This is a genomic window from Arthrobacter sp. 9MFCol3.1 (assembly GCF_000620385.1).
Taxonomy (GTDB): Bacteria; Actinomycetota; Actinomycetes; order Actinomycetales; family Micrococcaceae; genus Arthrobacter.
The window spans coordinates 568,641-580,761 of sequence record NZ_KK211131.1; the positions used below are offsets into that span (position 1 = coordinate 568,641).

The window sequence follows — 12,121 nt, forward strand, 5'->3', positions numbered from 1 at the left end:
CGGCTCATGAAAACGTTGATTTAGGGCAGACCCCCTGGGTGAACTCTAGCCCGAAGCACCGGTCAAGCAACGCGGGGTCACTTAGCGCCGGTCGCGGCGCCCCGGATGGGCGCTAAGTGACCCCGCGTTGGTGTTTGGGGGTGGGGTTTGCGGTGGGCAGGTCCTTGGTGAATGCCAGTGGCCCGATGGTTTCCGGGTCGGCGGAGAGGTCGAACTGTGCCTCGTAACCGGTGCTCAGGTAGAGGTGTTTCGCCTCCGGCTGGCGCGGGCCGGTGGTCAGGTAGACCTTCCGGTAGCCGCGGCGGCCGGCCAGGGCTTCCAGCTCGGCGAGGACAAACCGGGCCAGTCCGCGGCGCCGATGCGCCGAGTGCGTCCAGATCCGCTTGAACTCGGCGGTCTGCGGGCCGTGCCGGCGGAAAGCGCCGCCGGCCACGGATTCGCCGTTCTCGCGCACGATCAACAGGGCGCCGCCCGGCGCGGCGAATTCCTCGGCAGGGTAGCGGTTGAGTTCCTCCGCGGCCGCTCCCCGGCCGAAAAGGTTGCCGTAGCGGGTGTCGTATTCGAGCGCGAGCTCATCCAGGAGCGGACGGACCCTGGGATCGCTCATGGGAAGGTTCAGTACCGTCAGCCTGGACCTGTCCAAAGCCCGGGCACCCACCGACCGGGTGTCAACGGGCGGGGTGTGCAGTGGTGCAGGGGTCATGACGGGTCCTTTCCGGCGGCTGCCTGCGGCACGGCCTGGCTGGCGTCCGCTGGATCGTTGTTGGCCTGGCTGTTGTCCGCTTGAGCGTTGGTGGGGTCCGCCAGCAGGTTCAGGATGCGCCGGGCCAGGGCGTCGTTTTCACGGAACGGCGCGGCGTTGCTGCGGGGCCGGGCGAAGGCGCCCGCGCCCCAGCCGGAGGTGCCGGGCCCGACGCCGAACAGCCGCTCGCGCCGCTCGCCCACCGGGCTGATGAGCTCGTTGCGGTCGGACACCAGGAGCCGTCCGGTCGCGTGCGTGCCGTCCGCCGTCAGGAGCTGCTGCTCCGTGCCGAGACCGGAGGTGTGCAGCTGGCGCAGCAGCGGGTTCGCGGAACGGGCCACCGACGGCGCCGGAAGCCGGGCCTCGATCAGGGCCGGCGCCGACACGGTGATCCCGGACTGGGCCGATCGGGCGACAAACCGGCCCGAGTACTCCGCGGCCTCGATTTCCAGCCCCGGGCCAATGAACTGCAGCAGCCCGGCCCGGTGGATCGCCAGCATTTCCCGCAGCCTGCGCGGCGGCGGCCCGGAATCGACGAAGCTGAAGAAGCCGTGCCACCAGCCCTGGACCTCCTGCTGCGACCGCGCGTTGAGCCGCTCGGCTGGCACCAGCCGGCCCAGGTCCATGTAGGACTTCAGCAGGGAAGTGAACAGGGCCAGGGTCTCCGAATGGTCCGGTCCGGTGCGCAGCTCAAGGTCGCGGCCAATGTACGCCGCCACCGCGGCCTGAAAGTCCGCGTGGCCCGCGAAAACGCGGCATGCGAACGGACGGTCCAGCCGTTCGAGGTCCAGATGGAGCCCTGCGTCCGGGACGGACTCGGAGACCAGCCGCCGGCGGTCCTGGCTGTACCAGTCCGATGCGGCGAACCGTTCGGCGAATTCCTGCCAGCCGATCCGGACCCGCCCGGGGTAGCCGGTGAAAAGCTCCCGGTAGTACGCGTAACCGGCGTCCTTGGCGATCAGGGGCCACAGCTGGGCGCGGAAGTCCAGCTCGCCGGGCGCATCCAGCAGCGCCGCGACGGCGTCTGCGGTGAAGAACGCCGGATCCCCCGCAGCATCGCCGCGCAGGGCGGATGTGATCTTGGAGTGGTAGGGCACACCGCGGCGGGACCCGGCCCACAGCCGCGGCTCGGCTCCGGAGGGCAGGTAGCGCAGGGCGCCGTCGGGCAGCTCCTCGAACCTGCCGCCGCGGCCCTCCATGAGCAGGACCAGCAGGTCCACGAAGGCCAGGCCCATGCCCGAGACAATCACGTCCTGGCCGGCGGCGAGGGGTGAATAGTCGACGTCGGTGGTGTAGCTGGGTGCCGCGTGGAACGCGCCGTGCCGGGCGGCAAAACCGGCCCAGGCGGCGGACTCCTGCTCCGGCAGCGCATCGGTGTGGCCCAGGGAAGCGATGACGACGTCGGCGTGCAGCACCGCGCCGCCGGCCAGCCGGACGCGGTAGCGTTCCGGACCCCGTTCGGGGCACGGCTGTACAAGTTCGACGGCGGACGCCGTGTCCCGGTGCACCGTGACGGTGGTGTCCGGTCCGAGGGCGGCGACGGAGCGGCGGAAGAACCATTCCAGGTAGACACTTTGCAGCTGCCGGGTGGGGAAGGTGGCGCCGGTGAGGGCGGCCAGCTGGCGCCGCAGTTCCGGCGGGAGCTCCGGGACGTCCGCGATGGACCCGTCCAGGACCCCGGCGGCCCACTCTGCCAGGCCGGGCCCGTCGATCGCGGGTCCCTCGCACTGGACAGAGGCATCCGTGAACATCGTGACGTCCGCCGCGGCGGAGTTGAGCATCAGCCCGGGATGCTGCTCGTAGCGCCAGATCCTGCCGGCGCCCGGGGTGTGCGGCTCCACGACGTGGATCTGGAGCGCGCCGGCGAGCAGCTCCGGCCGGTTGGCGGCGAGGCGTTCCAGCAGCCCGGCCGTGCGCGGGCCGCCGCCGATGAGGACCACGGATGGGGCATTCACTGGCATGACGGTCTCCTGGCTCGGGTGCGGAGCCCTCATGCTAGGCACCCGAATTGGGGCCGGTCGAGGCGCCGTTCACGGCCGTTCACCCCGCGTAACGCGGCGTAAATCGAGGCAAGAATTCGTCGTGTGACGCCGTGCGAACCTGCGTGAACGCATGCAACCTGGCGCCTTGCCGGGCGATTTCGGCGGCCCCTAGATTGGCAGCCAACTACCCCACAGCAACTGGAAGAAGCGAGGTGGCGCATGAGTTCAACAGCAACCCCGGTGGCACAGTCCGCCCCGGAGCCGGCGTCCGCCGGCATCGAATCCGCACCCGGGACCGCACCGCCCCGGGCCGTACCCGGCGGCGAGACTGCACCCGCCGGTACCGGTTCGGCGGGCCGCAAGGCCGCAACCGACTACGCCGACTACCGGCTGGTCCCGGCCCGCCACCCGTGGCGCTGGGCGGGCACCGCCGTCGTCGCCGTGGGCGTGGCCGGCATCGCCTGGTCGCTGGCCACGAACCCGCGCTGGGAGTGGGGCGTGGTGGCGCAGTGGTTCACCGCGCAGTCGATTGTGAACGGCCTGCTGGAGACCCTGAAGCTGACGGCGATCTCCGGGGCGCTCGGCTTCATCCTGGGGTTCATCCTGGCGCTGATGCGGCTCTCCGCGTCGCCCCTGCTGGTCTCCGTGTCCTGGACCTTCTCCTGGATCTTCCGGTCCACGCCGCTGCTGGTGCAGATGCTGCTCTGGTACAACCTGGGCTACCTCTACGAGAAAATCAGCCTGGGGATCCCGTTCACGGACGTGCGCTTCTTCGAGGCGCAGACGACCACCCTGATCAGCCAGTTCGCCGCGGCGGTCCTCGGCCTGACCCTGAACCAGGCCGCCTACTCCGCCGAGATCATCCGCGGCGGCATCCTCTCCGTGGACCAGGGCCAGCTCGAGGCCGCAACCGCCCTGGGCATTCCGGCCTGGCGGCGTTCCACGAGGATCGTCCTGCCCCAGGCCATGCGGGCCATCCTGCCCACCGCCTTCAACGAGGTGATCGGCCTGGTCAAGGGCACCTCGATCGTGTACGTCCTGGCCTATTCCGAGCTGTTCTACACCGTCCAGGTCATCTACAACCGGACCCAGCAGGTCCTGCCGCTGCTGCTCGTGGCCACGCTCTGGTACGTCGTCATCACCTCGGTCCTGAGCGTGTTCCAGTACTACATCGAGCGCCACTACTCCAAGGGCGCCGTCCGCACGCTGCCCCTGACACCGCTGCAGAAGGCCCGCAAATTCCTCGCCATCCATACGCCCGCCACCCGGGAAACAAGCCAGGAAAGGGGCACCCGATGAGCACCGCACTCCGCACAGCCGCCCAATCCCCGTCCGCGGCCGCCGCCACAGACGCCGAAACCACCCGCGGCCTGGTCGAGATCACCAAGGTCCGCAAGTCCTTCGGCGCCGCGGAAGTCCTCAAGGGCATCACGCTGACGGTCGAGCCCGGCGGTGTGGCCGTGATCGTCGGCCCGTCCGGGTCCGGCAAATCCACCCTCCTGCGCACCATCAACCACCTCGAAAAGGTCGACGCCGGGTTCATCGCGATCGACGGCACGCTGGTGGGCTACGAGGTCCGCGGGCGCCGGCTCCACGAGTTGCGCGAAAAGGAAATCCTGAAGCAGCGCACCGAAATCGGCATGGTGTTCCAGAACTTCAACCTCTTCCCGCACCTGACCGCGCTGGAAAACGTCACCGAGGCACCGATCGTCGCGCCGCGGACCGGAAAACCCCGGCTCTCCAAGGCCGAGGCCCGCGAACGCGGGCTGGAACTGCTGGACCGGGTGGGCCTGAAGGACCGCGCCGGCGCCTACCCGCGCCAGCTGTCCGGCGGCCAGCAGCAGCGCGTAGCGATCGCCCGGGCGCTTGCCCTGGACCCCAAGATCCTGCTCTTCGACGAGCCCACCTCGGCCCTGGACCCGGAACTGGTCAACGAGGTCCTTGACGTCATCCGCGAGCTGGCCAAGTCCGGCACCACGCTGATCATCGTCACTCATGAGATGGGCTTCGCCCGCGACGTCGCCGACACGGTGGTGTTCATGGACCAGGGCCAGATCGTCGAGCAAGGCACACCCCGGGAGATCTTCACCAACCCGCGCGAAGAACGCACCCGGAGCTTCTTCTCCAAAGTCATCGAACCCGCTTTCAACATCTAAGGAACCCCCCATGGCATCCAGCTCCGCCCGCCCCAGTACCGGCCCCCGGCGCAAGCCTGCGGCGCTTCCCGCCGTCGTCCTCATCGGCGCTCTTTCCGGCACCATGGCGCTGAGTGCCTGCTCTGATCCCGGCGCCTCCGCGGCCGCCGGCGGACAGCCGGCGACGACGGCGGCGCGCAACGGCGTCGTTTACAACACCTCGCCGGACCAGCAGCGCATCCGGGCCGAGAAGGACGCGGCCCTGGCCGCGAAGGTCCCCGCGCTGATCGGCAAGGACGGCAAGCTGACCGTCGCGACGACGGCGGGCGCCATTCCGCTGTCCTTCCACGCCACGGACGACAAGACCCCGATCGGCGTCGAGGTGGACCTGGCCCAGCTGGTAGCGGACAAGCTGGGCCTGGACCTGGACGTCCAGGTGACCTCCTGGGAGAACTGGCCGCTGAAGACCCAGTCCGGCGACTTCGAGGCCGTGTTCTCGAATGTGGGCATCAACGCCGCCCGCGTGAAGCTCTTCGACTTCTCCAGCTACCGCGCCGCATACATGGGCTTCGAGGCCAAGAAAAGCTCCAGCTACGACATCAAGGGCTCCGATGACATCTCCGGGCTGAAGATCTCGGTGGGCTCGGGCACCAACCAGGAGAAGATCCTGATCGCCTGGAACAAGGAGCTCGAGGCCAAGGGCAAGGCGCCCGCAGTGCTGCAGTACTACTCCTCCGACGCCGACACCATCCTGGCCCTGTCCTCCGGCCGCACGGACCTGAACCTCGCGCCCTACCCGTCCGTCACCTACCGGGAAAACACCCGCGAGGACCTCAAGGTGGTGGGCAAGGTCAATGCCGGCTGGCCGTCCCAAACCCTCGTCGCGGCGACCACCCTCAAGGGCAGCGGCCTGGCCCCGGCCATCACGGACGCCCTGAACTCCGCGATCAAGGACGGCTCCTACGCCAAGGTCCTGGACCGCTGGGGACTCTCCGAGGAAGCCCTTCCCGAGTCGAAGACCTTCACTGAGGCCAACTTCGGGACCGCCCCTGCAGGGAAAACACAGTGAGGTTCCAGGTCCTCGACATCATCCCGCACCTGAAGAACCCGGTCACCGGAGAAATCGTCTCCACCGCGGACCGGCTCAACCAGGTGGTGGAGACCGCGCGCCGGGCAGAGGACCTCGGCTACGACAGCTTCTCGGTAGGCGAACGCCACGCAGGCGAGTTCATTTCCTCCTCCCCCACCACGGTGCTCGCCGCCATCGCCGCCGTGACCACCCGGATCCGGCTGCAGAGCGGCGTGACGGTGCTGTCCGTGCTGGACCCGGTGCGGGTCGCGGAGGACTACGCCACGATCGACCAGCTGAGCCGCGGCCGGCTGGAACTGGTGATCGGCAAGGGCAATGAGGTGCTGCAGTACCCGCTGTTCGGCCTGGACCTGGCGGACCAGTGGGAGCTCCTCGCGGAGAAGTACGCCCTGCTCCGCCGGCTCTGGACCGAGGAAAACCTCACGTGGTCCGGGAGGTTCCGCACCGCACTGACCGAGCCCACCACCACCACGCCGCGGCCGTTCGCCGGGGCGCCGCGGGTCTGGCACGGTTCCGCCACCAGCCTGGCCTCGGCGGCACTGGCAGCGCAGTGGGGCGATCCGCTGTTTACGGCCAACGCGATCCAGCCGCGGGAAAACTACAAGCTGCTCATTGACCACTACCGCGAGGAATACGACCGCCACGGCCACGATCCCCGGCACCAGTACCTGGGCTCCGGATCGGGCGCGGGCGGGGTGTTCATCGCGGACACCACACAGGAGGCCAAGCGGCAGTTCGGCCCGGTCTACGAGGCCCTCACGACCGGCCGGAACGTTCCCGGCAACAACTCGCCCTACCGCGACATCGACCACGCCGTCGCCGACGGCCCGGCCCTGGTGGGCAGTCCGGAGCAGGTGATCGACAAGATCCTCAGCTACCACGCGCTCTACGGCCACGACCTGCAGTCCATCTCGCTGCCCACCACGCTGCCCTTCGCCTGGCAGCTCGAAATCCTGGAGCGCTTCGCCCTGGAAGTCATTCCGGCCGTCCGCGCCGCCGCGCCCACCACCCTGTGGGCCGACGGCGATCCCTACGCCGGCCGGCCGGAGTCCGCCGGCTCCACTGAAGCCGACGCCGCCGCCCGCGTCACAGCCGACCACAACCACCACAGGAGCTCCTATGTCCGCACCCACTGAAACGTCCACGAACGCTGGCCGCACCCCGGGCACCGGCGCTCCCGCCCACCGGACCAGTCCCGGCCGCCGCCCCGACCGGGAATTCGAAGCCGCCTGGGCGGACTGGCATGCCGCGCACGAACGCCACCGCGCAGATCCCCACGGCTTCCTCGCCGTCACCCACCTGCACTGGCTCGATCCCTCGCCCGCCCGGCTGGATGGTGCGCCGGGCATCTGGAGCGTCGAGGACGACGTCGTCCGCCTGGCTTTGGGGGCAGGCGAACGCGTCCTTCGCGACGGGCAGGAACTGAACGCCGACGGGACCGGAGCCACCGTGTTCCTCGGCCCGATCCCCGAACGCGAAGGCCTGAACCTGCGGGTCGAGGATGCCGGCGCCGGCCATACCGTGATCGAGCTCGCCAAGCGCGGCGGCCGCTATGTCGTGCGGCCGCGGCATCCCCTGAACCCGCTGCTCACCGGCTACCGCGGCACCCCGGCCTATGCCCCCAGCACCGAATATGCAATTTCGGGAATATTCGTGCCGTTCGCAGAACCGCGGCCCACCACGGTGGGCGCGGCCGTCGAAGGAATCCACCACGTCTACGAGGCCCCGGGGGAAATCCGCTTCCGGCTCCGCGGCAAGGACCTGAGCCTCACCGCGTTCAACGGCCACGCTCCTGGCACCCTGTCCGTGCTTTTCACGGACGCGACCTCGGGCAAGAGCACCTACGCGGCCAACCGCTCGCTCACCGTGCCGTCACCGGGCCCCGACGGCACGGTCTGGCTCGACTTCAACCGGGCGGTGAATCTGCCGTGCGCCTACACGGACCTCGCCACGTGCCCGCTTCCGCCGGCGGAGAACCGCCTGCCGGTGGCCATCGAGGCCGGCGAACAGATCCCCTACGAACGACAGGACGCATCATGAGCACCCCTTCCGCCCAGGACGGGCCCCTGGGACGCGGCCTCCTTCTGCTGGAGCTCGATGGCGCCGGCAGCCATCCGGCCGCGTGGCGGGTTTCCCGCAGAGCACCGGCAGCCGTACTGGGCCCGGAACACCTCCGCAGTGCCGTGCTCGCCGCCGAGTCCGCCGGGTTTCACGCCGTGACGTTCTCCGACCCCGGTCTGCCGGACCTGGGACACCCGGACCCCGGACACCCGGACGCCGCGGCCCGGCTCAACGCGCTGCAGCGCGCCGCGTTTGCTGGCCCCGTGACCCGCTCCCTGGCACTGATTCCGGAAGTGGACACCGTCTATTCCGAGCCATTCCACATCGCAACCCAGCTGGCCAGCCTGGACTACGTCTCCGGCGGCCGGGCCGGCTGGCTGGTGGCCGCCTCACCAAGCGCGGCCGATGCCGCCGCCGTCGGACGCGACACCGTGCGCGGGGATCGGCTCTCCCGCGAGGCCGCCGATTCGATCGAGGTCGGCCGCCGGCTCTGGGACTCCTGGGAGGACGACGCCGTGATCCGTGACGTCCCCACCGGGCGCTACCTCGACGTCGACAAGCTGCATTACATCGACGCCGAAAACAGCAGCTACTCCGTCAAAGGTCCGTCGATCATTCCGCGGCCGCCCCAGGGCCAGCTGCCTGTCCTGATCCCGGCCTGGCTCCTCCCGCCGGAGGCCGTCGCGGCAGGGGCGGCCGACGCGCTTCTGGTCTCGGCCCCGACGCCCGGGCTCCTGGCCGCCGAGCTCGCGGCGACGCGGGCAGGACTCGCCGCCGGCGGGAATGGGCCCGCGCTGATCGCCGAGCTCGACGTCGTGTTGGACTCCCGCGGCCAGGCCGCCGCTGAGCGGCTGGCCGGGCTGAACGGGCACACCGCGTGGCAGAGCCCGCGTGCCCGGTTCGTCGGTTCGGCGGCCGGGCTTACCGAGCTGCTCACCGAGGTGCTGGCCTGGGCCGACGGCGTGCGCCTGCACGCCGCCGTGCTGGACACGGATCTCGAGGAACTGACCCGGCTGGTGCTGCCCGAACTGCGCCGGCGCGGGCTCCTCGCCCCCACCATCCCGGACGCCACGTTCCGCGATCAGCTCGGGCTGGCGCGGCCAGCCAGCCGATATGCCGCCGCCGCACCCAGCGTCCCCGGCGCGGAAGACTAAGGAGCCCACCATGAGCCACAGCACCCACCCCGCCACCGCCGGATTCACGCCGTCAGGCCAGCTCCAGCTGGGCGTGTTCTTCCAGGGCGTCAACTCCGGAACCGTCTGGAAGGCGGCCGAGTCCGGCTCCCAGACGGACTTCGAATCGTTCCGGCGCATCGCCCAAACCGCTGAGCGCGGCCTGTTCGCGGCGTTCTTCCTCGGCGAAGGTCTGCGGCTGCGCGAGCATCTTGGCCGCCCGCACGCGCTCGACGTCGCCGGCCGCCCCGACGCGCAGACCGCGCTGGCCGCCCTCGCGGCCGTGACCACGAACATTGGCCTGGTCGCAACCCAGAACACCACGTACAACGACCCCGCAGACCTGGCGCACCGGCTCTCCACCCTGGATCTGCTCTCCGGCGGCCGCGCGGCCTGGAACATCGTCACCACGGACAACGCCTGGACCGGCGCTAACTTCCGCCGCGGCGGTTACCTGGACCACGCCGACCGGTACACCCACGCCGAGGCCTTCGTGGAAACCGTCAAGCGGATCTGGGACGCGTGGGACGACGGCGCCGTCGCGTGCTCAGCCTCCGCCGAGCGGTGGTCGGCGGAGGGCGCGGTCCGGCGCGTGCGCCACATCGGCCGGCACTACACCGTCGACGTCACCCCGCGGCTGCCGCGCAGCGCCCAGTACCGGCCGGTGCTGTTCCAGGCCGGGGATTCGCCCGAGGGCAGGGACTTCGCCGCCCGGCAGGCGGACGTCATCTTTTCCGCGCACCCGCAGCTCGATGACGCCCTGGAGTTCCGCCGCGACATCGTGGAGCGCACCCTCCGGGCCGGCCGCGGCGCCCAGGACGTGAAAATCATGCCCGCCAGCGAGTTCATCCTCGCCGCCACTCCGCGGGAGGCCCTAGAGAAGAAGGCCTGGGTCCGCAGCCTGCAGATCGGCCCGCAGCAGGCCATCGCGTACCTCGAACAGTTCTGGGGCCGGGAGCTGCAGGGCTACGATCCCGACGGCCCGCTGCCGGGCATCGACCCCGTGGTGGAAGAAACCTCCGAAACCCGCGGCAGCGGCTTCCACGGCGCCAAGGCACGCCAGCTGGCCGACGAGTGGCGGGCCGAGGCCAAGGAGAAGGGCCTGTCCATCCGCCAGTTCGTTTCGGCCAAGACCAGCCGGGGCGACTCCACCTTCACCGGCTCGTACACCGAGGTCGCGGACAGGCTCAGCGAGTACGCCCGGACCGGCGCCGTAGACGGCTTCAACATCTCACCGTGGCTCATCCCGTCCGGCCTCGACGACATTGTCAACCACCTCGTGCCGGAACTGCAGGAGCGCGGCGTGTACCCCACGGAGTACGCGGGCAGTACGCTGCGGGAGAACCTCGGCCTGGCCACCCCGGTGCGTGCAAACGCCGACGAGGCCGGCGCCGGGGCAGGCATCGAGGCCCGCGGCGCCGGCGGGGCAGGCGCCGGGGCAGGCCTCGACGCCGGTTCCGTCACGGCACAGGCCTAGGAAATCACCATCGATTGCTCCGTAGCCGCCGTTTTCAGCCCCCAGAAGGGCAGTTACGGAGCAATCGACCACTGAGGCATGGCGTCACAGCCAGACGCTAAGAATCCCCGCCGGAGATATTCCGGCGGGGATTCCCTCTGCCCGACCCCATCGGTTGCTCCGCAGCCGCCGTTATCAGTCCCCAGAAGGGCAGTTACGGAGCAATCGACGTTTCAGGCAGTGGCGTTTCAGGTAGTGACGTTTCAGGTAGTGGCGTTTCAGGCGGCGGGGCTATTTCTTCGGCAGGCCCGCCGGGTTCAGCTCCGACTTCGCGACGGCTTCCGCGGACAACCCCCAGCGGTCCAGGATCTTGGCGTAGCTGCCGTCCTGGATCAGGTGGTTCAGTCCGGCCTGCGCCGCGGCGGCAAACCCGTTGTCCTTCTTGGTGGTGACTGCGATGCTGGCCTTCAGCGGCCAGCCGCCGTCGACCAGGCCCACGAGCTTGGTTTTGGCGTCCGAAGCCGCCTTGTAGGCTGCCGTGGCGTTGGGGCCGAACGTCAGGTCCGCCCGTCCGGACTGGACGGCGAGCTGGGACGCGGAGTCGTCGTCGTAATACTGGAACTCCACGGGCTTGAGGCCGTTTTTCTTGTTTTCCTCATCCCAGCGCAGCAGGATTGCCTCCTGGTTGGTGCCGGAGCCGACGATCACGCGCTTGCCCGCGACGTCCGGCGCCGACTCGACCTTGGTGATGCTGCTGTCCGCCTTGGCGTAGAAGCCGAGCTTGTCCTCACGGTAGCTGGCGAAGTCGAACTTGAGCTTGCGCTCCTCCGTGACGGTGACGTTGGACAGCACAGCCTCGTACTTGCCGGAATCGACGCCGAGCGGCCAGTCGGCCCAGGCCGTCGGGACAATGTCCGCCTCCAGGCCCAGGGACTGGGCCAGTGCGACGGCGATGTCCACCTCGTTGCCCACCGGGGTCTTGTTGTCGGTGGCGTAAACGGCCAGCGGCGCCGCAAACGGGCTGACCGCCACGGTCAGCTTCCCGTCCTTCTTAATGGCCTCCGGGACGAGCGCGGCGGCCGCGGCATCCACCGTGGCCTTGACGCGGTCCTGCTGCGGAGAGAGGTTGAACTGCTTCACACCGGTGGAGGACGACGGCGCCGCCGACGGGCCGCCGGCAGCAGCGGCGCCGGGATCGGAGCAGGCCGCCAGACCCAGGACAGTGGTAGCCGCCAACGCGACCGCGGCGCCTGATTTAAACGAAAGACTGGACATGTTCTCCCCTTGAGAGTGGACTGAATTGGTGCTGGTGCCAGCAACTATCCGGGCGCCGGGAAAGCCGGTCAAAGCGCCGTGAAACCGTGTGAAACCAAGGGATACAGGCGTTAACACCCGTTCATCCGGCGTCCGCGGACGCGGCCTGCGGATGCCCTGTGTTACCGAAGATTGCCCTGCGTGACGCGACGGGACGGAATTGTTCACG

General features: G+C 69.6%; 10 protein-coding genes. 7 read left to right on the forward strand and 3 right to left on the reverse strand.

From position 1 onward, the window contains the following. Nucleotides 1-112: 112 nt before the first annotated feature. Both C560_RS0120015 and C560_RS0120020 read right to left on the reverse strand, forming a co-directional pair. Complete coding sequence (locus tag C560_RS0120015; protein ID WP_026539547.1) at nt 113-703, reverse strand: GNAT family N-acetyltransferase; 591 nt, start codon at nt 701-703, stop codon at nt 113-115. Further along, a complete protein-coding gene (locus C560_RS0120020) occupies nt 700-2,703 on the reverse strand; it encodes an FAD/NAD(P)-binding protein (protein ID WP_026539548.1) in 2,004 nt (667 codons plus the stop codon). Before C560_RS0120020 ends, C560_RS0120015 begins: the two co-directional genes overlap by 4 nt. Nucleotides 2,704-2,943: 240 nt before the next feature. Here C560_RS0120020 and C560_RS0120025 point away from each other — a divergent pair, with 240 nt between their 5' ends. The 7 genes from C560_RS0120025 to C560_RS0120055 are packed head-to-tail and all read left to right on the forward strand — an operon-like array spanning nt 2,944 to nt 10,659. After that, nucleotides 2,944-4,023 (forward strand): amino acid ABC transporter permease, encoded by a 1,080-nt coding sequence (locus C560_RS0120025; RefSeq protein WP_026539549.1) that lies wholly within the window; start codon nt 2,944-2,946, stop codon nt 4,021-4,023. Further along, on the forward strand, nt 4,020-4,880 hold the full coding sequence (locus tag C560_RS0120030; protein ID WP_026539550.1) for an amino acid ABC transporter ATP-binding protein: 861 nt from the start codon (nt 4,020-4,022) through the stop codon (nt 4,878-4,880). The genes C560_RS0120025 and C560_RS0120030 overlap by 4 nt, the downstream gene beginning before the upstream one ends. Nucleotides 4,881-4,890: 10 nt before the next feature. Then, a complete protein-coding gene (locus C560_RS0120035) occupies nt 4,891-5,928 on the forward strand; it encodes an ABC transporter substrate-binding protein (RefSeq protein ID WP_026539551.1) in 1,038 nt (345 codons plus the stop codon). After that, nucleotides 5,925-7,085 carry an LLM class flavin-dependent oxidoreductase gene (locus C560_RS0120040; RefSeq protein WP_026539552.1) on the forward strand — a complete coding sequence of 387 codons (1,161 nt, stop codon included), beginning with the start codon at nt 5,925-5,927 and terminating at the stop codon, nt 7,083-7,085. The genes C560_RS0120035 and C560_RS0120040 overlap by 4 nt, the downstream gene beginning before the upstream one ends. After that, nucleotides 7,069-7,989: a DUF1684 domain-containing protein gene (locus C560_RS0120045; protein ID WP_026539553.1), complete on the forward strand. Its 921-nt coding sequence runs from the start codon at nt 7,069-7,071 to the stop codon at nt 7,987-7,989. The genes C560_RS0120040 and C560_RS0120045 overlap by 17 nt, the downstream gene beginning before the upstream one ends. Next, nucleotides 7,986-9,164 carry an LLM class flavin-dependent oxidoreductase gene (locus tag C560_RS0120050; protein ID WP_026539554.1) on the forward strand — a complete coding sequence of 393 codons (1,179 nt, stop codon included), beginning with the start codon at nt 7,986-7,988 and terminating at the stop codon, nt 9,162-9,164. The genes C560_RS0120045 and C560_RS0120050 overlap by 4 nt, the downstream gene beginning before the upstream one ends. Before the next feature lie 10 nt (nt 9,165-9,174). Next, on the forward strand, nt 9,175-10,659 hold the full coding sequence (locus C560_RS0120055) for an NtaA/DmoA family FMN-dependent monooxygenase (protein WP_026539555.1): 1,485 nt from the start codon (nt 9,175-9,177) through the stop codon (nt 10,657-10,659). 270 nt (nt 10,660-10,929) lie between these two features. On the opposite strand, the gene C560_RS0120060 is transcribed toward C560_RS0120055, so the two are convergent. Continuing rightward, entirely contained in the window at nt 10,930-11,913 is a 984-nt protein-coding gene (locus C560_RS0120060; protein WP_026539556.1) for an ABC transporter substrate-binding protein, read from the reverse strand. Nucleotides 11,914-12,121: the final 208 nt, after the last annotated feature.